The organism is Pseudomonas sp. Xaverov 259 (assembly GCF_019352915.1).
In the GTDB taxonomy this organism is placed as follows: domain Bacteria; phylum Pseudomonadota; class Gammaproteobacteria; order Pseudomonadales; family Pseudomonadaceae; genus Aquipseudomonas.
Map to the genome: position 1 here is coordinate 204,101 of NZ_JAAAFV010000033.1, position 21,453 is coordinate 225,553.

Consider the following 21,453-nt stretch of genomic DNA (forward strand, 5'->3'; position numbering starts at 1 on the left):
AGAAACGCCAATTCCAGCGACTGGTCGGCATTCATCCGTGGGTCGCAATGGGTGTGATAACGGTCCGACAAGCCATCTTCCGTAATCGGCCGCGCGCCGCCGATGCATTCGGTGACGTTCTGCCCGGTCATCTCGATATGAATCCCGCCGGCATAGCTGCCCTCGGCCTGGTGCACCTGGAAGAACTCCTTCACCTCGCCAAGAATCTGTGCAAAGTCGCGGGTCTTGTAGCCGCTGCTGGCCTTGATGGTGTTGCCGTGCATCGGGTCCGAACTCCACAGCACCTGCTTGCCCTCGCGCTGTACCGCACGAATCAGGTTGGGCAGGTGGTCGCCGACCTTGCCGGCGCCCATGCGCGCAATCAGGTTGAGGCGGCCTGGGTCGTTGTCCGGGTTGAGGATGTCGATCAGGCGGATCAGGTCCTCAGGTTTCATGCTCGGGCCGACCTTGACCCCGATCGGGTTGTTGACCCCGCGCAGGAACTCGACGTGGGCGCCGTCCAACTGCCGCGTGCGGTCGCCGATCCAGAGCATGTGCGCCGAGCAGTCGTAATAGTCGTTGGTCAGGCTGTCGCGGCGTACGAAGGCCTGTTCATAGTTCAGCAGCAGCGCTTCGTGGGCGGTGAAGAAGCTGGTTTCGCGCAATTGTGGCGAGCTGTCCATGCCGCAGGCGCGCATGAACGCCAGGGTTTCGTCGATGCGGTCGGCCAGTTGGCTGTACTTTTCGGCCAGCGCGGAGTTAGCAATAAAGTCCAGGTTCCACTTGTGTACCTGGTGCAGGTCGGCAAACCCGCCCTGGGCAAACGCGCGCAGCAAATTCAGGGTGGCAGTGGACTGATGGTAGGACTGCAGCAAGCGGTCCGGGTCCGGCACACGGCTTTTTTCGTCGAAGCCGATGCCGTTGACGATGTCGCCACGGTAGGCGGGCAGGGTGACGCCGTCGATGGTTTCATCGTTGGCCGAGCGTGGCTTGGCGAACTGGCCGGCCATGCGTCCGACCTTGACCACCGGGCAACCGGCGGCGAAGGTCATCACAATCGCCATCTGCAGCAGCACCTTGAAGGTGTCGCGGATTTTTGCGGCGGAGAATTCGGCAAAGCTCTCGGCGCAGTCGCCGCCCTGCAACAGGAAAGCGCGGCCCTGGGTCACTTCGGCAAACTGACGGCGCAGCTCGCGGGCTTCCCCGGCAAACACCAGCGGCGGGTAGCTGGCCAGGTTCTGCTCCACTTGCAGCAAGTGCGCAGCGTCCGGGTACTGGGGTTGTTGCTGGATCGGCAGGGCGCGCCAGCTGTCGGGGCTCCAGGGTTGGCTCATCATGAACTCGATAGGTTGATTGACGGTCGGGCGCCAATGTTAGCAGCAATTAGTGCGTGACCTGTTGCCGCCGCTTGGCCGACAATCGCGCCTTTGCCGTGCGGTAAACCCTTTAGGAGTAGTGATGAGCGAGGAGCGTGTCGAGCGCCTGCTGGCCGAAGTCCATGATGATTTCGGCATGATCCGCGTGCTCGAAGTGGCCGATTACCGTTTTCTCGAGTTTGGCGATGCCATCGAGCAAAGCTGCGTGTTTACCGCCGACCCGAGCTGGCTCGAGTACGACTACACCCGCGCGATGTTGATTGGCGCGTTGTGCCATGAACAGCCGGAGAGCGCGCTGTTCCTCGGGCTGGGCGCCGGTACGCTGACCCAGGCGTGCCTCAAGTTCCTGCCGTTGGAAGACGTCGAGGCCATTGAGCTGCGCCCGGATGTGCCGCGCCTGGCCATCGAGTATCTGGGGCTGGATGACGACCCGCGCCTGTACATCCGCATCGGTGACGCGCTGCAATTGCTCGATACCGCCGAGTCGGCCGACCTGATCTTTGTCGACCTGTACACCGATGTCGGCCCTGGCGTGGGGCATCTGGCCTGGACGTTCCTGGAGAACTGCCAGAAGAAGCTCAACCCCGGCGGCTGGCTGGTGATCAACCAGTGGGCGACTGACGACGGCAAGCCGCTGGGTGCAGCGTTGCTGCGCGGGTTGTATCACCGGCATTACTGGGAACTGCCGGTGAAGGAGGGCAATGTGATTTTGCTGGTGCCTTCGGAGCTGGATCAAGAGCTTGATCTGGGTGCCCTCACGGCGCGCGCCGAGGCGTTGGCGCCGCGGTTGGGGTATTCGTTGCAGCAGCTCATCAAGGCTATTCGGCCGGCGACTTAGGCGCCTGTACCGACGCCTTCGCGAGCAAGCCCGCTCCCACATTCGACCGCATTCCAAAGGATGTACGCGTATAAATGTGGGAGCGGGCTTGCTCGCGAAGAGGCCATCACTGCCGACGGCTAGTTCAAAGTGTTCAAATGCCCTTGAACACCCCCGGCCGCTTCTCAACCATCGCCCGCACACCTTCTTTGGCATCCTCACTGTTCAGCAATTTCTCCACCACCACTTGCAACCCGGCCGCCGCCACGGCTTCACCTTCCATGCGCGCCTGGCGCGCCGACATCAACGTCGCCTGCACGCCCAGCGGTGCCTGGCGGGCAATGCGGTTGGCCAACTCGATGGCGCGCGGCAGCAGGTCTTCACTGGCCATCACTTCTTGCACCAGCCCCAGGCGCAGCGCCTCATGGGCGTCGAATTCATCGCCGGTCAATAGCCAGCGCATCGCGTTGCCCCAGCCGGCAATCTGGTGGAAGCGCAGGGTCGCGCCGCCAAACGGGAAAATCCCGCGCTGCACTTCCATCTGCGCAAAACGCGTGTTGCTGGCGCATAGGTTGATATCCGCCGCCAGCATCAACTCGATGCCGATGGTCAGGCAGTAACCCTGGGCTGCGACGATCACCGGTTTATTGACGCGAGGGCCGGCAAACACGCCCCACGGATCGCACCCGCCCAAGGGTGGTTGCCAGCCTCCCGACATCACGCCACTGACATTGGCCAGGTCAAGCCCTGCGGTAAAGTGCTCGCCGTGGGCGAATACCACGGCCACGCGAGCGGCGTCGTTTCGATCAAATTCGCCATAGGCCAGGCTCAGCTCATTGAGCAGGTCCAGGTCAAAGGCATTGCGCTTGGCCACTCGATCCAGCCCCAACAGCAGGACATGACCCTGTAATTCACGGCTGACGCGACTGCTGCTGGCTTGATTCATCGGGTGTGGCCTCGGGGGCTTGGGTAGGGTTTTAGACCAATGGGTCTTAATGCACAGGTGAACCGTTTAAGTGTTATGACCAACAGGGCCGGGCCTTTGAAAAATAGACCTTGGCGCGGGTATGCGCAAAGACTGTGACGCAGCGCGGTATATCGGCACTTTCGGATAAAAAAAGCTCCCTTTTTCAGCTATTTCCGGTATAGTGCGCGCCGGCCTTTAACCGGGCCGCGTTTAGGTAGCGCAATTCCCCGAAGTCAGCTTCGGCTGCACGTCCGCACAGCGGACTCTCCCTTGACGAATCTTTTTCATTCATTCGTTTTCGCAAATCCCCGCCGACAAAGCAGCCAGGGCGACTCTTGAGTCTCAACACGGCATGCGCAGCTTTGGAGCATGGGTCTTTGCGGATGCACTTAGAGGCAGACCCATGACCCAGGAAACCGGCGGCTTCGCCGCTTTTAATCTTAACCCGAACATTCTTGCTGCCGTCATCGCGACCGGCTACGAAGAACCTTCGGCTATTCAGCAGCAATCGATCCCGATCATCATGGCCGGCCAGGACATGATTGGCCAGGCGCAAACCGGTACCGGTAAAACCGCCGCGTTCGCCCTGCCTATCCTGCACTGCATCGATCCTGCCAAGCGCGAGCCGCAAGCCCTGATCCTGGCGCCAACCCGTGAGTTGGCGCTGCAAGTAGCAACCGCTTTTGAAACCTACGCCAAGCAAATGCCAGGCGTAACCGTTGTGGCCGTTTACGGCGGCGCGCCTATGGGCCCACAACTGAAAGCAATCCGTAACGGCGCACAGATCGTTGTCGCCACACCGGGCCGTCTGTGCGACCACCTGCGTCGTGACGAGAAAGTGCTGTCGACCGTGAACCACCTGGTTCTGGACGAAGCTGACGAAATGTTGAAGCTGGGCTTCATGGATGACCTGGAAGTCATCTTTAAAGCGCTGCCACCGACCCGTCAGACCGTACTGTTCTCGGCCACCTTGCCACAGTCGATCCGTGCCATTGCCGAACGCCACCTGCGCGATCCGCAACACGTGAAGATCCAGACCAAGACTCAGACCGTTACCGCGATCGAACAGGCTCACCTGTTGGTTCACGCTGACCAGAAGACCTCGGCTGTATTGAGCCTGCTGGAAGTCGAAGACTTCGACGCCCTGATCATGTTCGTGCGCACCAAGCAAGCGACCCTGGACCTGGCTAGCGCCCTGGAAGCCAAAGGCTACAAAGCCGCTGCGCTGAACGGTGACATTGCCCAGAACCAACGTGAGCGTGTAATCGACTCCCTCAAGGATGGCCGTCTGGACATCGTTGTGGCAACCGACGTTGCTGCCCGTGGCCTCGACGTTCCACGTATCACCCACGTGTTCAACGTTGACATGCCTTACGATCCAGAGTCCTACGTTCACCGTATCGGCCGTACCGGCCGTGCGGGTCGCGAAGGTCGCGCACTGCTGCTGGTAACTCCACGTGAGCGCCGCATGCTGCAAGTGATCGAGCGTGTAACCGGTCAGAAAGTTGCCGAAGTCCGCCTGCCGGATGCCCAGGCCGTTCTCGATGCCCGCATCAAGAAACTGACCAACAGCTTGTCGCCGCTGGTGGCTGACGCTGAATCGACCCACGGCGACCTGCTGGACCGCCTGACTGCCGATATCGGTTGCACCCCACGTGCCCTGGCTGCAGCCCTGCTGCGTAAAGCTACCAACGGTCAGGCCCTGACCCTGGCAGCCATCGAGAAAGAACGCCCACTGGTACCGAACAACGCGCCACGCGGTGATCGTCCAGAGCGTACTGGCGACCGTCCAGACCGTGGTGATCGTGAGCGTCGCGCTCCGGTTCCATTGGCTGAAGGTCGTGCTCGTTGCCGTACCGCGCTGGGCGCGCGTGATGGTATCGCCGCCAAGAACCTGCTGGGCGCTATCCTCAATGAGGGTGGCCTGGCACGTGAAGCCATCGGTCGCATCCAGGTGCGTGACAGCTTCTCCCTGGTGGAGCTGCCGGAAGACGGTCTGGAAAAACTGCTGACCAAGCTCAAAGACACTCGCGTTGCCGGTAAGCAGCTGAAGCTGCGTCGCTACCGCGAAGATTGATCCGCCCTTGGGCTGATTGATCGCAGATAAAAAATCCCCGACTGGTTCGGGGATTTTTTTTGCCTGGCATGATCGTTCCCACGCTCTGCGTGGGAATGCCGCCCCGGACGCTCCGCGTCCTGCCTTACCCGAAACGATAGATGTCCATCCCCAGCGCGCCCAAGGTGAACCCCTGATGCGCCACGCTGAAATCACCCCCGGCGCCCCGTGCAAAGTACAACGGCAACAAATGCTCATCGCTGGGATGGCTGCGCACGGCATGCGGCGCCTGGCGGCGGTAGTCATGCAGGGCCGTCTCATCGTTGGCGGCAAGTTTATCCACCACCCAATCGCGAAAATCCCGGGCCCACGGCTCTATGCTCTCAGGGCCGGCACGCCAGTTCAGTTCACCCAGGTTATGGGTAATGCTGCCGGAGCCGATCAACAACACGCCTTGTTCACGCAGGCTGGCCAGGGCCTGTCCGACTCGGGTTTGCAGCGCTGGCCCCATGCGGCTAGGCAAGGAGACCTGCACCACCGGAATATCCGCCGCCGGGTACATCAGTGACAGCGGCACCCAAGTGCCGTGATCAAAAGGGCGGCGCTCATCAAGTTGCGCATCCAGCCCATCGGCTTGCAGCAGCTCGACGATCTGCGCGGCCAACTGCGGGCTACCCGGCGCCGGATATTGCACGGCAAACAGCTCGGGGGGGAAACCGCCGAAGTCGTGCCAGGTTTCAGGCGCGGCTTTGCCAGTGACCAATAATTCGTGGCTTTCCCAGTGTGCCGATACCACCACAATCGCCTTTGGCCGTGGCAGTTCAGCCGCCAAGCGGCGCAGCGCCGGGCCACTGGCACCGGGTTGCAGGGCAAGCATGGGCGAGCCGTGGGAGATAAACAGGCTGGGGAGCATAAGTCGGGTCCTGAGGGTTAACATGGGGCCATCTTCAATCAGATCATTGATCTAAATCTAATATAAGTTTTAGCGCCTTTTGATCGAATTTTCAGGGTGATTTATGGAGCCTAAGTTTTGGCAAGAGCGTTGGGCGCGCAATCAGATTGGCTTTCACCTGCCTGACGTCAACCCTTACCTGCAGCGGCATTGGCCGAAACTGGCATTGCCGGATGGCGCGAAAGTGCTGGTGCCGTTGTGTGGCAAAAGCCTGGATTTGATCTGGTTGGCGAGCCTTGGGTATCGGGTGTTGGGCGTGGAGTTGTCGCAGCAGGCGGTGGAATCTTTCTTCAGTGAACAGTCGTTGACGCCGCATATCCGCCAGCAGGGCGCGTTCAAGGTGTATACGTCCGGCTTGATCGAGGTGTGGTGCGGCGACTTCTTCGCCCTCGACGCCGATGCCGTGAGCGATTGCACTGCACTCTATGACCGCGCGGCGTTGATCGCTTTGCCGCCACTGATGCGGGCGCAATACGCTGCGCATCTCAATAGGCTTTTACGTCCAGGTTGCAAGGGGCTGCTGATCACCCTGGACTATGATCAGACGCAGAAGGCTGGACCGCCGTTTGCGGTGACTGACGAAGAAGTCAGGGTATTGCTGGGCTTGCGTTGGAGCCTGACTGTACTTGAAGAGCAAGACATCCTGGGCGAGAGCTGGAAGTTTGTGCAGGACGGCGTGACGCGGCTGGAGGAGCGTGTGTATCAACTGACTCTGCGTTGACTATTGCATCGCCATCGCGGGCAAGCCCGGCTCCCACAGTGAACGCGTTCCAATGTGGGAGCCGGGCTTGCCCGCGATGGCGTTATCAGCAACCACAAAAAAGGGGCGATCAAATCGCCCCTTTCTGTGTCACATCAGCCCCGACGACGCAGCGCGTCGATGCGTTCCTCCAGCGGCGGGTGGCTCATGAAGAAGCGGGCAAAGCCTTGCTTGATGCCACCGTTGATGCCAAACGCAGTCAGGCTGTCCGGCATGTGCACCGGCAGGCCCTGTTCGGAGCGCAGGTGTTGCAGCGCTGCGATCATCGCCCCGGTGCCGGCCAGACGGGCGCCGGCTTCGTCTGCGCGGAATTCGCGTTTGCGCGAGAACCACATGGTGATCGCGCTGGCCAGGAAGCCCAGCACCACTTCAGCGAAGATGGTCGCCACGAAGTAGGCGATACCGCGGCCGCCTTCGTTCTTGAAGATCACCTTGTCGACAAAGTTGCCGATGATCCGTGCGAAGAACATCACGAAGGTGTTCACTACGCCTTGTACCAGCGCCAGGGTAACCATGTCGCCATTGGCCACGTGGCCGATCTCGTGGGCCAGCACGGCCTTCACTTCTTCATAGGAGAAGCGTTCGAGCATGCCTTGGCTCACCGCAACGAGTGCGTCGTTCTTGTTCCAGCCGGTGGCGAAGGCGTTGGCTTCATAGGCTGGGAAGATCCCGACCTCAGGCATCTTGATGCCGGCCTCGCGGGACAGCTCTTCAACGGTTTGCAGCAACCATTGCTCATGCCGGGTGCGTGGCTGGGTGATGACCTGGGTGCTGGTGCTCATCTTCGCCATCCATTTGGAGATGAACAGCGAAAACAGCGAGCCGGCAAAACCAAAGACCGCACAGAAAACCAACAGCTGATTGAGGTTCAGATCAACCCCGTTGGCCGCCATGAACCCGTTGAAGCCGAAAAGGCTCAGGGTGATGCTGGCAATCAGCACGACCGCCAGGTTAGTGGCCAAGAACAGCAGGATGCGCATCATGGTTGTAGAATTCTCCTCATGCTTAATATGTCGCGTACTGCGGGGTATATAAGGTGCGGCCTGGGGTGATTCAACCGAGCGACTATTTCAAACTGTGTCCTACAGCATCAATGTAGAGCCCTGAAGGGAATTTCTGATCTGAAAAGGCGTTCGTGATCACCACGCTCATGCCTTCGCGCCCTGTGGTTACAGGGGGCTGACCGGTCCGTGGTGTGCAGCGGCAAGCGAGGAGGGGAGGCAGGCTAGAGAAGTGTTGCCAGATACTCGCTGTACGACCGAATGGCGGTCGTACAGCGACTTTTACATTACTGGCGATAGGACTTGAGGAAGTTGCCGATGCGACCAATGGCCATGTCCAGGTCATCCACACGCGGCAAGGTCACCACGCGGAAGTGATCCGGCCACGGCCAGTTGAACGCCGTTCCCTGCACCACCAGCAGCTTTTCCGACAGCAGCAGGTCGAGCACGAATTTCTCGTCGTTGAGGATCGGGCAGACTTTCGGGTCGATGCGCGGGAAGGCATACAGCGCGCCCATGGGTTTCACGCAGCTGACGCCCGGGATCGCGTTGAGCAGTTCCCAGGTGCGGTTGCGTTGTTCCAATAGACGGCCCTGGGGCAGGACCAGATCGTTGATGCTCTGGTAGCCGCCGAGGGCGGTCTGGATAGCATGCTGGCTCGGCACGTTGGCGCACAGGCGCATATTGGCCAGCATGTCGATACCTTCAATGTAGCTCTGGGCGTTGTGCTTGGGGCCGGAGATGGCGATCCAGCCGGAGCGGAAACCCGCCACCCGGTAGGACTTGGACAGGCCATTGAAGGTCAGGCACAGCAGGTCCGGTGCCAGGGAGCCGGTGCAAATGTGCACGGCGTCGTCGTAGAGGATCTTGTCGTAGATCTCGTCGGAGAACACTACCAGGTTGTGCTGGCGCGCCAGTTCGAGCATGCCCAGCAGCACTTCCTTGGAATACACGGCGCCGGTGGGGTTGTTCGGGTTGATGATCACCAGGGCCTTGGTGTTCGGGGTGATCTTGGCCTTGATGTCGGCCAGGTCCGGGAACCAGTCGGCGCCTTCATCGCACAGGTAGTGCACCGGATGGCCGCCGGCCAGAGTCACGGCAGCGGTCCACAGCGGGTAGTCGGGCGCCGGTACCAGCACTTCGTCGCCGTTGTTGAGCAACGCCTGCATGGACATCACGATCAGCTCGGACACGCCATTGCCCAGGTAGATGTCTTCGATGCCGACACCTTCAACCTGTTTTTGCTGGTAGTACTGCATCACCGCCTTGCGCGCACTGAACAGGCCTTTGGAGTCGCTGTAGCCCTGGGCAGTCGGCAGGTTGCGGATCACGTCCTGGAGGATTTCGTCCGGCGCTTCGAAACCAAAAGGCGCCGGGTTGCCAATGTTCAGCTTGAGGATGCGATGGCCTTCCTCTTCCAGGCGTTTGGCGTGCTTGAGCACTGGGCCGCGAATGTCGTAGCAGACGTTGGCGAGCTTGTTCGATTTGCTGACCTGCATGGCGATGTGATCCTGAAAATGAACGATCCAGACGGCGTGGACACTACCGTACTGCGAAACCTGCGGGGCCCGCACCCATAAATACGTTTGAATGCCGGTAGCGCGGGTGCCAGACTGGCGTTTTGAAGAGGCGCAATCATACGTGCCGCCTGATCCATGGAAAAGACACAGATCAGGGTTTTTCAGTTGCCGAGGTGTATCGATGGATAAGTTGCAGAAAACCGTTGAAGAATGGAAGGCGATGCTCGATCCGGAGCAGTACAACGTGTGCCGTCTCAAAGGCACCGAGCGACCTTTCAGCGGCAAATACAATGCCACCAAGACCGATGGCGTGTACCACTGCATTTGCTGCAATGAGCCGCTGTTCGATTCCACCACCAAGTTTGATTCCGGCTGCGGCTGGCCGAGTTTCTATGCGCCGATTGCCGACAGCGCGATGATCGAGATCCGTGACGTCAGCCACGGCATGATCCGCACCGAAGTCACCTGCGCCAAGTGCGACGCGCACCTGGGGCATGTGTTCCCGGACGGCCCACCGCCGACCGGCCTGCGTTACTGCATCAACTCGGTGTGCCTGGACCTCGTTCCACGCTGACTGATCGTTCCCAAGCTCCGCGTGGGAATGCCTCCTGTGACGCTCCGCGTCACGACTTTAAAGGGAACGCAGAGCGTTCTGGGCTGCATTCCCACGCAGAGCGTGGGAACGATCTATGCGCAAGCATCACTGCGGTCAATTAAATTGCACACAATTGAATTGCCTACTATCTTTGCAGTTCTTTCCCGTATCCGAGACGCTGCCATGAGCGACAACTTGCTGAGCATCCCGTGCACCACCATCAAGGGTGAGCAAAAGACCTTGGCCGACTTTGCCGGCAAGGCCATTTTGGTGGTCAATACCGCCAGCAAATGTGGCTTCACCCCGCAATACAAGGGCCTGGAGCAGGTGTGGCAGCAGTACAAGGACCAAGGTCTGGTGGTGCTGGGCTTTCCCTGCAATCAGTTCGGCAAACAGGAGCCCGGCAACGAAGGGGCGATTGCCGAGTTCTGCGAGCTGAACTTCGGCGTCAGCTTCCCGCTGTTCAAAAAGATCGACGTGAATGGCGGCGACGCCCACCCACTCTTCGTGCAACTGAAAAAACAAGCGCCGGGGCTGCTGGGCTCCCAACGCATCAAGTGGAACTTCACCAAGTTCCTGATCGGCCGTGATGGCAAGTTGGTCAAGCGTTTTGCCCCGACCACCAAGCCTGAAGCCCTGACCCAAGAGATCGAAGCCCTGCTCAAATGACCGACTTGCCCCACGTGTCCCTGGCCCTGGACGACCAGCTGTGTTTCAAGCTCTATGCCGCGTCCCGCGCAGTGACGCGAGCTTACAAGCCGATGCTCGATCAGTTGGGCCTCACCTACCCGCAATACCTGGCGATGCTGGTGTTGTGGGAGTGGCACGCCGCCCTCCCGCCACAACCCACGGTCAAAGCCTTGGGCGAGCGCCTGATGCTCGACTCTGGCACGCTGACGCCGCTGCTCAAGCGCCTGGAACAGCTGGCGCTGGTCAAGCGTCAGCGCAGCACGTTGGACGAGCGTGAGATGCACCTGAGTTTGAGCAAGGCGGGTTTGCAGCTGAGAGACCAGGCTCATGCGTTGAAAACCCGGCTGTTATGCGACAGCGGCGTCGACCTGAATCAGGCCGACGCCTTGCGCGATGGCCTGGACCAGTTGCTGGCCCAGATCAAAGGCTTGTCGAGGTCGGCACCCACAGGTCCAGCAGGGCCTTGAGCTCTTCGCGGCGAAACGGTTTGGCCAGGTAATCATCCATTCCCGCCGCCCGGCAGCGCTCGCGTTCTTCCGCCAGGGCGTTGGCGGTCAAGGCCACGATCGGAAGCTCCGGCCAGCGCCCGCTACGGCGAATCTGCCGGCTGGCCTCGTAGCCGTCCATCACCGGCATATTGCAGTCCATCAGCACCAGGTCGAAGCGCTGCTCCTCCAGCAACTTGAGCGCCTCGCCACCATGGGCAGCCACAATCACTGCGCAGCCAAGCTTGCTGAGCATGCCCTTGGCGACCAATTGATTGACCGGGTTGTCCTCCACCAAAAGGATGCGCGCGCGATGGGCGAGGGGCACGGCCTCCATCTGGACAGGGTCGAGGATTAGTTGCGCCTCGCTGCGCAGGTTGCGTTGCAGAATCTGGTACAGCGCATTGCGGCTCAACGGGCGTGCCTGTTGCTGCAGCGGCATCAGGGCCGCGACTTCTTCGCTGGGCATGAAGTTGCCATAGGCGGTCACCAGCAGGATCGGCGCGCTGATCCCGGGGCGCAGGCGGAACAGGCACTCCGGGCAATCGGTGATCAGCAGGTCGGGGTTCAGCCCGGTCAGGTCGTCGTCCTGGGAATAGCAGCGCAGCGCCAACCCCCAAGTCGGCAGCAAGGTGCCGAGCAATTCCGCCAGGCCACTGCCGGTGCTGGTGATGGCGATGACTTCGCCCAGCAGTGGCGCTTGTGGTGCGCCCGGCAAATGTGTGGGCAGTGGCAGTTCGGCGCAGAACTGGCTGCCAAAACCGACTTCCGAGCTGATGCTCAAGCGGCCCTTCATCGCTTCACACAGGTTATGCGTCAACGCCAACCCCAGCCCGGTGCCGCCGAACTGGCGGGTGATACCCGCACCGGCCTGGGTAAACGGCTGGAATATCTTCACCTGCGCTTCCTGAGCAATGCCGATGCCGGTGTCACAGACTTCGATTTTTACCCGGCCATCCCCGGCACTGAGGCGCACATCCACGCGGCCGAAGCGGGTGAACTTCAAGGCATTGGACAGCAGGTTGCTGACGATTTGCCGTACCCGTGTTGGGTCGCCAATCACCTGCGCAGGAAACAGCGGGTCGATCAGGCAGGTCAACTCGACACTCGGCGCGGCGTTCTGCGACAGCAGGTTGGCGGTGTCTTCCACCAATGAGCCGAGGTCGAACGGTATGCGTTCGAGCTCCAACTGGCCGGCGTCGAACTTCGACAGGTCGAGGATATCGTTGAGCAGTTCCACCAGCACTTTGCCCGAATCGTGGGCGATGGACAGTTGCTGACGCTGTTCGGCGTTCAGCGGGCTGTCCAGCGACAGCGCGATCATGCCCAGCAAGCCATTGAGCGGCGTGCGGATCTCATGGCTCATATTGGCCAGGAATGCGGCGCGTGCCTGGGCCATGGCCAGGGCGGTCAATTTGGCGGCTTCGAGTTCATCGTTGGATTGGCTCAAACGCTGGTTGCTCGCCTTGAGCTCCAGGGTGCGTGCCGAGACGATATCTTCCAGTTGACCCAGGTACTCGGTGAGGCGGTCCTCGGCGTGCCGCCGTTGCTGGATTTCGGTCTCCATGTTTTCGAATTGCTGGTTGGCGACGTTCACCAGCACGCCGATTTCATCGTTTTCATGGCCTGGTGGGCAATCCAGGCGCGCCTGCTTGCTGGTGCTGAGAGCACGGATAATGCGCACCAGCGGTTGCGTCAGCATCACGTAAAACAGCCCCAGCAGAATGCCGGTCAGCAACAGGCTGCGGGCGAACCCGTTGAGCAAGGTGATCTCGGCGCGGTGCAGGAAACGGCTGCCAAACGCATAGGTGTCGACGTCCAGGCGCAGCACGCCGAGGGAATCGTTGGGCATGTGGCTCAGGAACAGCCGGTCTTCAAACAAGCGGTTGGCGCCAAACAGAAAGTCACTGATGGGCCGGTAGGCGCTCTCTTTGCGTGGCCGGTTCACATCCGCCAGTACCACGCCATTGTTATCGACCAATTGCGCATGGGTGATGGCCGGCGAGTGCAACAGGCCCAGGGTCAGTTCCTGGGCCAGTTCGGCATCAATGTTGTAAGCGATTCGTGAGGCAGGGTTATGGCTGATTTCGATCAGCGAGCGTATTTCACGGTTGATCGAGGCGTCTTCGCTGGCATAATCAATGCCGATCTGGATCAGGCTGAGCAAGGTTCCCAAGACGAAACCGACCAGCACAGTCAATCGAGCTTGTTTATAAGACAAGCGGTGGGCGAACTTGATATCCATCGGGTGTTGAACCACTTCACGTTTCCCTTCGCCCGGCAAGCATAGCTGAACATCCACAGGCTTTGGCTTGGCCGGCATGAATCGTTTTATACGCAGCCTCGTGGGTCTGCCACAGGGTTGCCAATACGCCATCTTTTGCAAGAACTTGCCAGAGGAATAATCGTGGATTCTCGATTGAATGCCTTTCTTGAGCGGGCCGATGCGGTTCTGGCTCGCCTGGAACCGCTGTTACCGGCACCGCGCCAAGCCATCGACTGGAATAATTGCCTCGCCGCCCGTTGGCAGCGCGAGGGCCGCAGCGGCTTTTTGCTGCCGTTGGAAGTGAGCCTGGACATGCGCCTGTCCGACCTTATCGGCGTGGACAAGCAACGTGAGCAACTGGCGCGCAACACTCAGCAGTTTCTCGATGGCCTGCCCGCCAACCACGCGTTGCTGTGGGGCTCGCGCGGTACCGGCAAATCCTCCATGGTGCGCGCTTTGCTGGCCCAGCATGCCAAGGCCGGTTTGCGCCTGATTGAAATCGAGCGCGATCACCTGGCAGACCTGCCGCGCGTGGTCGAGCAACTGCTCAAGCTGCCGCAGCGGTTTATCCTGTTCTGTGACGACCTGTCTTTCGAAGCGGGTGAGGGCGATTATCGCGTACTCAAGAGCGTACTGGACGGCTCCCTTGAGCAAGCGCCGGAAAACGTGTTGCTGTATGCCACCTCCAACCGTCGTCACCTGGTGCCGGAAAACCAGAGCGACAATGACAATTGGAAGCGCGTGGACGGTGAGTTGCACCCCAGCGAGGCAGTGGAAGACAAAATCGCCTTGTCCGACCGTTTTGGCCTGTGGTTGTCGTTCTACCCGTTCAGCCAGGAACACTTCCTGGATGTGGTTGAGCACTGGATCGGCGAACTGGCCAGCAAGGCCGGCTTGCAGTGGCAGCGTGATGAAGCCCTCGACATTCTGGCCGTGCGCTGGGCCACCGGGCGTGGCAACCGCAACGGCCGATGCGCGTATCAATTTGCCCGTTACTGGGTGGGTCTGAAGTTGTTGGAGCGTCAACCATGATCGATTTGCAACAGGCCGGCACCGGCCTCGATGGCTATGCCATGCTCTGCGCGCAGCTGGAATCGCTGCTCGCCGATGAGCGTGACTTTATCGCCAACAGTGCGCAGTTCTCGGCGTTCCTGTTCAACCAGTTGGACGACTTGAACTGGGCGGGCTTCTACCTCAATCGCAATGAAGAACTGGTGCTTGGCCCGTTCCAGGGCCAGATCGCTTGCGTGCGTATCCCCTTCGGCCGTGGCGTGTGCGGCGCGGCGGCGGCATCGCGGCAAACCCAGCGGGTGGAAGATGTGCATGCATTCGCGGGCCATATTGCGTGTGACAGCGCTTCCAACAGCGAACTGGTGGTGCCCTTGGTCAAGGATGGCCTGCTGGTGGGTGTCCTTGATCTGGACAGCCCATCGCTGGCCCGTTTCAGCGAGCAGGACCAGGCGGGCATCGAGCAGTTGGCGGCGATTTTCCTGCGGTTGACCGACTGCTGACCTTGCAGGAGAGGGCTGGCCACCGTTATTGGCTGTCCAGCTTATGGAGCTGCACTTGCAGGGTCCTCTCCAGCTCCAGCATGAGTTTTTCCAGGGCCTTGACCCCCGCGTCGAGTGTGGGGCGCTCTTCGTTGCGGGCACAGGCTTGCTCCAGCGCTTCGCATTGCGCGGCCAATGAACTTGCCTGGACGATGCGCGCGGCGCCCTTGATCTTGTGGGCTTGCTCAATGATGGCCTGGGGCGCCGCCTGGCGGGCCATCAAGGCCACCAGCTCCTCGCGGTCCTGACGGCTGCTGCTCAGCAGCTCCTCCAGCAGGCGGCGGCTCAGGTGCGGGTCGCCTCCGGTCAGTGCGTCCAGGCAATCGAGGTCCAGCCGCTGGCCGCTGGATTGCGGTTTGATCTGCGCCAGATGCTGCTCCAGTGCAGTGAGGCTGATGGGTTTGAACAGGCAGTCGTTCATGCCCGCCTGCGCACAGCGGAGTTTTTCCTCGGGTTGGGCATTCGCGGTAAAACCGAGGATCACGCAGGGCACCTGTTGCTCTCGCTGCTCGTATTCACGGATCGAACGGCTCAACTCATAGCCATTCATCACGGGCATGTTGCAGTCGGCAATCACCAGATCGAAGTGTTCCTGGCGCCACGCCTGAAACCCGGCGGCGCCATGCTGGGCCGCCGTGAACTGGTGCCCCAGGTAGCCCAATTGCTGGCACATCAGCAAGCGGTTCGCCGGATGATCGTCCACCACCAGTACATTAAGTACCGCCGCGGCGGTCGGCGCCTGAGACTTGAGCTCGTCCAACGCTTCTATGGGCTTGAGGCAGGTCATCCTCAAGCTGACCTGTACCTGAGTGCCCACCATGGGCACGCTGCTCAGGCTCAGTTGCCCACCCATCATCTCGCACAGGCTGCGACAGATCACCAGCCCCAGGCCCGCTCCGCTCCTGGCCAGGTGCCCGGAGTTGTCCGCCTGGGCAAAGGGTTCGAACAGGCGCGATTGGTCCTCCCGGCTGATGCCGATGCCCGTGTCCTCGACCACCAGCTTCATCTGCACCTCTTGGGGGTGCTCGGTGGCTTGCACTTGCACCTTGATCTTGACCTGCCCGCGCTCGGTAAACTTGATCGCGTTGCTGACCAGGTTGGACAGCACCTGCTTGAAGCGCAGCGGGTCTATCAGCACGGCGGTGTTGTCGAAGTTGGGGTCGAATTCGAGCAACAGGCTGAGGGTCTTCTGGCGGGCGAGGCCGTCAAACACGCGCACCACCGATTCGATCACTTCGCGCAGGTTAACGCGCTCGGGAGCCAGGCTCAGGCGGCCCGATTCGATGCGTGCAATGTCGAGGATATCGCCGATCAGCTCCAGCAAGTCCTTGGCCGAGTTGTAGGCCACTTCGATCGCCGGGCGGTCGAGATGGCCCTGGTCGGCGCGCTTGAGGGTCAGCTCCAGCATCCCGATCACGGCATTCATCGGCGTGCGGATTTCATGGCTCATGGTGGCCAGGAACGTGCTTTTGGCCCGGTTGGCTTCATCGGCGCGTTCCTTGGCGGTGCGCAACTCGTCGAACAGTTGGCGCCGGTCACTGATATCGATCCAGCCACCGATGATGCCCTGGACTTCGCCGTCCGAGTCGCGATAAGGCAGGATCCAGTGGTAGATCGTGAGTTTTTTGCCATGAATGTGCAGGGTGCGATCAAGGATCAGTGGAGTGCCTTCCACCACTACCCGTTGGTAGTCGGCGTGGTACTGCGCGGCCTCGGGGGCCAGGGCCATGTCCATTTGCACCACACTCTTGCCGATGACCTCTTCGCGCTTGACCCCGAACGCTTGCAGGTAGCTGTCATTACAGGTCTGCAACAGGCCCTTGCGATCACGCACATAGATCGGGTGCGGCGTTTCATTGACCAGTGCGCGCATGAACTCGAACTGGTCATTGAGGGCACGCTCGGCCATCTTGCGATGTTTGATCTGGCGACGCATATAGGCGTTCCAGGTCAGGGAGATCAGCAACAACAAGCCGGTGCCAATGATGATCTGCGCAATCAGTTGGTGGTAATTGCGCCAGTAGCTGTCGGAGGCGGGCGTGTAACCGCGCCAGCGGCTGTTGATCACGCCCATTTCCTCAGGGGCGATGCTCAGCAGCGCTTTGTCCAGGATTGAGCTCAGCTCGACGGCGCTGCGTGGCGTCGCCATGGAGAAAGTGGCGGGCAGGGTGCCGATGCTGGCGCTGATCTGCAGTTTGTCCTGGAACACCTGGGAGGCAAGGAAATAGTTGGCAATGACCAGTGAGTTCACCGCGCCGTCCACACTCCCTTGGGCCAGCATTTCCGAGGCCTTGAAGGTATCACTGACTTCCACCAGGCGAATCTGCGGGAAGTCCTCTTGCAAGGTTTTTTCCAGCGGGTTGCCCAGGGTGATTGCCAGGCGCTTGCCTGCCATCTGCTCCAGGTTCGCGGCCGCATCGGGCTCCTTGCGAGTCAGCAGGACATAGGAGTTTTCCAGATAGGGCCGGCTGAAACTGAGCTGAGTTTCGCGTTCGGCGCTGGGGACAATGGCCCCGATGACATCGGCTTTACCCTCGGTGAGCTGCTCGATCATTGTGCTGATTTCGCGACTGCGCTGCACTTCAAAACGCAGGCCGGTGCGCAGGCGGATCAGTTCCAGCAGGTCGGCGGTGATGCCGCGAAAATTGCCGTCGGCATCGAAGAACGTCAACGGCGCGAATGTCTCATTGACCACGACTTTGACCACCGGATGGTCTTTGAGCCAGCGCTCTTCACGTTGGGTCAGTTGCAGTTTCTTGTCGGTCAGCAAGATGTCGCTGCCGGCGCTCCAGCGCTTGGCGATGTTGTCCCGCTCATTGATGGGGACGGCGCTCAGCACCGCGTCGACGATGCTCAGTAAGACAGCTTGATCGTGGCGCAACGCGAAGGTGAACCCATAGGCTTCATGCTTGCCGAAGTTGGCCATGTGGACATTTTTGAGGTAGCCCTTGTTGATCATGTAATGGGTGGAAATAGTGTCCCCCAGGAACACGTCCGCCTGCTCGAAAGCCACGGCATTCAGCGCGTTTTGATAAGAAGGGAACGCGCGGATGTCCGCCTGCGGGTACAACTTTTCGACTTCGCTCAGCGGCAGGTAGTGGTAGACAAGGCTCAGGCGCAGGCCAGCCAGGCCCTCGCTCAAGCTGCGTGTTTCGCCTTCGCGGGTCACCAGCACCGGCTGGTCTACCGCATAAGGTCGCGAGAGGATGAGTTCAGGGTTGGCGGCCTCAAAGCCATTGGAGGAGCCCAGCAGGTCGATTTCGCCGGCTTCCAGCGCGTTTATCGCAGCCTCACGTGTCGGGTAACGCAACACCTTGACGGGCAAGGCCATGGCTTTGGCCAGTAGCCCTGCATAATCGGCGGTCAGGCCCTCATAGTCGCGACCGCTGGAGGTGAGGTCGAAGGGCGGGTAGTCGGGTGCCGAAGTGCCCAGTACCAGCTCGCGCTTGGACTGTAGCCATTGGCGCTGGGTCTTATCCAGTTGAATATCGAGTTGAACGGTACCCGCGCGGCTCAATAAGGTGAAGTGTTCCGGTCCGATTTGAAGGGCCGCGGGCACGGTCGTGCTCAAGCACATGCCGGCCAATAATATAATCAGATAGTCCTTTATACGCCTGGGCATCCGCTTTCTCACACTAGCGCGTTTCGTTTTGCCATCTCGATAAGTTCTACCAAGGACTTGGCTTTAAGTTTTTGCATCAATCTTTTTTTGTAAGTGCTTACTGTTTTGTTACTTAGAAACATACCTTTGGCGATTTCTTTGTTCGTGCGGCCTTGTGCAAAAAGTTGCAATACCATCAGTTCCCGGTCGTTCACGGCCTTGAACAGTTCAAGTTCCTGTGCGTCCTTGCTGTCGGCGCCATTGGAATTGAGTGCCTGACTGGGGAAGTAATTGTAGCCAGACAGCACCGCACGAATGGCACTCAGCAATTCACTCAGGTCGCCTTCCTTGCACACATAACCGTCTGCGCCCGAGCGCATGCAGCGGGTGGCGAACAACGTCGGACTCTGGGCCGTCAGGATCAAGGTTTTCATCGAGGTGTTCATCGCGTTGAATCGGCAGAGCACTTCGAGGCCGTCGAGTTTCGGAATGCTGATGTCCAGGATGATCAGGTCGGGCAGGCACTCGCGAACCATTTGTATCGCGTCACAACCGTTGTCCGTTTCGCCAACGATTTTATAACCCTCGTGTTCCAGCAACATGCGAATCGCCAGCCGGATAACCGGGTGGTCATCAATGATAAAAACCGTGTTCATAATCATATTCCATGCAAGTGCAAATAAAGCGGGCACATTAGCTCAGAAGATGAGGGAGGAGGACGAGCGTTGGGGGGAGTAGATATAAAACAGGAGAATTCCTACATAATAAAAGGTAACGACCTACCGTTCGATAAGGCTTCGTGTCGTCGGATGTAAGCAGTAGTTGAATCAGTAAGCCCTGGAGCGGTGTCAGGGATCCAACCCTGTTCTTGCGGCGATTGTTTACCCGTGAGCAGTGTTTATAGTCCTGCATTTATAACGAGAGCAGTGGCGCAATCAATTCTGTCAGTGCGTCTTTATTCAGGGGCTTCAATAAGTAACCCAGCAATGGCAGGCCGCGCTGCCGTGCCTGGAGTGTCAGGTTGGACAACTCTGTTGCGGGCAGCCCGCTCAACAGGATGGCGCCGGTGATGAAGTGTTGGCGGCTGGCAATGTCTATCAGTTCCAGCCCGGGCAGATCAGGCAGGCATTGATCGCACAACATCAAATCAAAGGGGTGGGTGGCGCAAGACATCCAGCGGATTGCCTGCTCGGCATTTTCCGCAAGGGTCAGTTGCTCGAAACCGAAGCTTTTGAGCAGGCACTGAGTGGCCAGGAGCTGAAAGGGATGATCCTCCACCAATAGGATTCGAAGATGGGGTATGGGCATAGAAGGCACATGGCTCAGTCAGAGGGACGTGACGTAGGAATTGCGTGTCAGGTTCGCAAGAAGCGTGCGCGATTATTCCTCGAGCGGATGTGCGAATTCGATCAGGCCGCTCTGTTCCCGTCGTAGGTAAAGTCTGTACGGGACGCAGGCGGCATGACCTGATGTTTCACTGGGGGCTGGAACGCCCGGTCATCTCCCTTGCCATTTCGGTGGCGTAACTGTCGGTCATGCCGGCGATAAAGTCGATCATGCGCAGAAACGATGCGTGCAGGGGCCACGCAGGGTCGGGCGCACTGTTGCCCAGCAAGTCGAGAATGCGGCGGTTCTTGAACGACGGCGTGCGCCCGCCATGCTGCTCCAGGGCGGCGCCGCAAAAGGCGTTCAGCAGGATTTCCAGGGTGGTATAGGCGCCGATTTCGTGCAGGGTCTTGCGCTTGTCCTGGAAGATTTTCTTGCGCGCCATGTCCTTGGCGTCCAGTACGCAGCGCTTGGCCGGGCCATGCATGTGTTCCACCAAGTCGCCTTGCAGCGTGCCGGCGAGCAAGGCGTCCTGCTGCTCGACGAAGGCGCGTGCCGCCGCATTGGTCAGGTGCTCGATGGCCTTGCCGCGCAGGATCGCCAGCTTGCGCCGACGTGAATCCGCCGGGCCCAGTTGCCGGTAGGTCTGAGGCAAATCGTCACCCACCAGGTCGAGCAGCAGCGACTCTACTTCGGCATAGTCGAGCAGCTCCATTTCCAGGCCGTCTTCGAGGTCGATCAAGGCGTAGCAGATATCGTCAGCCGCCTCCATCAGGTAGACCAGCGGGTGACGCGCCCAGCGTTGCTCTTCCAGTTGCGGCAGGCCGAGCTTATGGGCGATCTGCTCAAGGATCGGCAACTCGCTCTGATAACAGCCGAACTTGTGCTTCTTGTAGCCCAACGAGTCCGCGTGGCGGGCAGTCCAGGGGTATTTGAGGTAAGTGCCGAGGGTGGCGTAAGTCAGGCGTGTGCCGCCGTCGAACTGATGGTATTCCAGTTGGGTGAGCACCCGGAAACCTTGGGCATTACCTTCGAAATTCAGGAAGTCGTTGCGTTCGGCGCTGCTCATGTCATCCAGCCAGCCGCGTCCCGCGGCCTGTTGGAACCAGTGGCGAATGGCATCTTCACCCGAGTGCCCGAACGGCGGGTTGCCGATGTCATGGGCCAGGCAAGCCGATTGCACCACCATGCCCAGATCGCTTGGCTCACACCAGTCGGGCAGGGCGCTGCGCAGGGTTTCGCCGACGCGCATGCCAAGGGAGCGGCCGACGCAACTGACTTCCAGGGAATGGGTCAGGCGCGTGTGGATATGGTCGTTACTGGACACCGGGTGCACCTGGGTCTTGCGGCCCAGGCGGCGGAACGCGCCGGAGAAAATAATCCGATCGTGGTCTTTGTGGAACGGGCTACGGCCGAGTTCTTCCGGGCTGTGCAGGGGCTTTCCAAGACGTTCGCGGGTAAGCAGGGTGGGCCAATCCAAGGCGGTTACTCTCCGTGCGGTGAATGACCCTC

Annotated in this window: 18 protein-coding genes; 8 read left to right on the forward strand and 10 right to left on the reverse strand. The window is 60.0% G+C overall.

What is annotated here, in order from left to right; all coding sequences use genetic code 11:
- Nucleotides 1–1,313 (reverse strand): class II 3-deoxy-7-phosphoheptulonate synthase (locus K0H48_RS15080; protein ID WP_219268205.1); only part of this gene is annotated, 1,313 nt, incomplete at its 3' end.
- A gap of 124 nt (nucleotides 1,314–1,437) precedes the next feature.
- Here K0H48_RS15080 and K0H48_RS15085 point away from each other — a divergent pair.
- On the forward strand, nucleotides 1,438–2,193 hold the full coding sequence (locus tag K0H48_RS15085) for a spermidine synthase (protein WP_138816092.1): 756 nt from the start codon (nucleotides 1,438–1,440) through the stop codon (nucleotides 2,191–2,193).
- A gap of 133 nt (nucleotides 2,194–2,326) precedes the next feature.
- Here the strand turns inward: K0H48_RS15085 and K0H48_RS15090 are convergent, their stop codons facing one another.
- The gene (locus K0H48_RS15090; protein ID WP_219268083.1) at nucleotides 2,327–3,118 is read right to left on the reverse strand and encodes a crotonase/enoyl-CoA hydratase family protein; all 792 of its coding nucleotides are present in this window, start codon (nucleotides 3,116–3,118) and stop codon (nucleotides 2,327–2,329) included.
- A 424-nt stretch (nucleotides 3,119–3,542) separates the two neighbouring features.
- Here K0H48_RS15090 and K0H48_RS15095 point away from each other — a divergent pair, with 424 nt between their 5' ends.
- Entirely contained in the window at nucleotides 3,543–5,216 is a 1,674-nt protein-coding gene (locus K0H48_RS15095) for a DEAD/DEAH box helicase (protein ID WP_027606997.1), read from the forward strand.
- A gap of 124 nt (nucleotides 5,217–5,340) precedes the next feature.
- On the opposite strand, the gene K0H48_RS15100 is transcribed toward K0H48_RS15095, so the two are convergent.
- Nucleotides 5,341–6,108, reverse strand: a complete 768-nt coding sequence (locus K0H48_RS15100; RefSeq protein ID WP_219268084.1) for a class III extradiol ring-cleavage dioxygenase — start codon at nucleotides 6,106–6,108, stop codon at nucleotides 5,341–5,343.
- Nucleotides 6,109–6,211: 103 nt separating this feature from the next.
- Between K0H48_RS15100 and K0H48_RS15105 the strand changes: the two genes are divergently transcribed.
- A complete protein-coding gene (locus tag K0H48_RS15105; RefSeq protein ID WP_219268085.1) occupies nucleotides 6,212–6,868 on the forward strand; it encodes a thiopurine S-methyltransferase in 657 nt (218 codons plus the stop codon).
- A gap of 134 nt (nucleotides 6,869–7,002) precedes the next feature.
- Here the strand turns inward: K0H48_RS15105 and htpX are convergent, their stop codons facing one another.
- Complete coding sequence (gene htpX / locus K0H48_RS15110; RefSeq protein ID WP_138816088.1) at nucleotides 7,003–7,890, reverse strand: protease HtpX; 888 nt, start codon at nucleotides 7,888–7,890, stop codon at nucleotides 7,003–7,005.
- A 305-nt stretch (nucleotides 7,891–8,195) separates the two neighbouring features.
- Nucleotides 8,196–9,407, reverse strand: coding sequence for a pyridoxal phosphate-dependent aminotransferase (locus K0H48_RS15115; protein WP_017136168.1), 1,212 nt, complete (start codon nucleotides 9,405–9,407; stop codon nucleotides 8,196–8,198).
- A 202-nt stretch (nucleotides 9,408–9,609) separates the two neighbouring features.
- Here K0H48_RS15115 and msrB point away from each other — a divergent pair, with 202 nt between their 5' ends.
- From msrB to K0H48_RS15130, 3 genes are all read left to right on the forward strand, one after another.
- Entirely contained in the window at nucleotides 9,610–10,002 is a 393-nt protein-coding gene (gene msrB / locus K0H48_RS15120; RefSeq protein ID WP_200432762.1) for a peptide-methionine (R)-S-oxide reductase MsrB, read from the forward strand.
- Nucleotides 10,003–10,206: 204 nt separating this feature from the next.
- On the forward strand, nucleotides 10,207–10,692 hold the full coding sequence (locus K0H48_RS15125) for a glutathione peroxidase (RefSeq protein WP_219268086.1): 486 nt from the start codon (nucleotides 10,207–10,209) through the stop codon (nucleotides 10,690–10,692).
- The gene (locus K0H48_RS15130) at nucleotides 10,689–11,180 is read left to right on the forward strand and encodes a MarR family winged helix-turn-helix transcriptional regulator (protein WP_219268087.1); all 492 of its coding nucleotides are present in this window, start codon (nucleotides 10,689–10,691) and stop codon (nucleotides 11,178–11,180) included. Before K0H48_RS15125 ends, K0H48_RS15130 begins: the two co-directional genes overlap by 4 nt.
- Here K0H48_RS15130 and K0H48_RS15135 read toward each other — a convergent pair.
- On the reverse strand, nucleotides 11,134–13,443 hold the full coding sequence (locus K0H48_RS15135; protein ID WP_219268088.1) for a response regulator: 2,310 nt from the start codon (nucleotides 13,441–13,443) through the stop codon (nucleotides 11,134–11,136). The two genes, K0H48_RS15130 and K0H48_RS15135, sit on opposite strands and share 47 nt — an antisense overlap.
- A 162-nt stretch (nucleotides 13,444–13,605) precedes the next feature.
- Between K0H48_RS15135 and K0H48_RS15140 the strand changes: the two genes are divergently transcribed.
- Both K0H48_RS15140 and K0H48_RS15145 read left to right on the forward strand, forming a co-directional pair.
- On the forward strand, nucleotides 13,606–14,496 hold the full coding sequence (locus K0H48_RS15140) for an ATP-binding protein (RefSeq protein WP_138816083.1): 891 nt from the start codon (nucleotides 13,606–13,608) through the stop codon (nucleotides 14,494–14,496).
- On the forward strand, nucleotides 14,493–14,975 hold the full coding sequence (locus K0H48_RS15145) for a GAF domain-containing protein (RefSeq protein WP_219268089.1): 483 nt from the start codon (nucleotides 14,493–14,495) through the stop codon (nucleotides 14,973–14,975). Before K0H48_RS15140 ends, K0H48_RS15145 begins: the two co-directional genes overlap by 4 nt.
- A gap of 25 nt (nucleotides 14,976–15,000) precedes the next feature.
- Here K0H48_RS15145 and K0H48_RS15150 read toward each other — a convergent pair whose 3' ends face one another.
- The 4 genes from K0H48_RS15150 to K0H48_RS15165 all read right to left on the reverse strand — a co-directional run bounded on the left by K0H48_RS15150 (nucleotide 15,001) and on the right by K0H48_RS15165 (nucleotide 21,421).
- Nucleotides 15,001–18,636 carry a transporter substrate-binding domain-containing protein gene (locus K0H48_RS15150; RefSeq protein ID WP_219268090.1) on the reverse strand — a complete coding sequence of 1,212 codons (3,636 nt, stop codon included), beginning with the start codon at nucleotides 18,634–18,636 and terminating at the stop codon, nucleotides 15,001–15,003.
- A gap of 8 nt (nucleotides 18,637–18,644) precedes the next feature.
- The gene (locus tag K0H48_RS15155; RefSeq protein ID WP_138817427.1) at nucleotides 18,645–19,271 is read right to left on the reverse strand and encodes a response regulator transcription factor; all 627 of its coding nucleotides are present in this window, start codon (nucleotides 19,269–19,271) and stop codon (nucleotides 18,645–18,647) included.
- Between the two features lie 256 nt (nucleotides 19,272–19,527).
- Entirely contained in the window at nucleotides 19,528–19,923 is a 396-nt protein-coding gene (locus tag K0H48_RS15160; protein WP_219268091.1) for a response regulator, read from the reverse strand.
- A gap of 166 nt (nucleotides 19,924–20,089) precedes the next feature.
- Nucleotides 20,090–21,421 (reverse strand): deoxyguanosinetriphosphate triphosphohydrolase, encoded by a 1,332-nt coding sequence (locus tag K0H48_RS15165; protein ID WP_219268092.1) that lies wholly within the window; start codon nucleotides 21,419–21,421, stop codon nucleotides 20,090–20,092.
- Nucleotides 21,422–21,453: the final 32 nt, after the last annotated feature.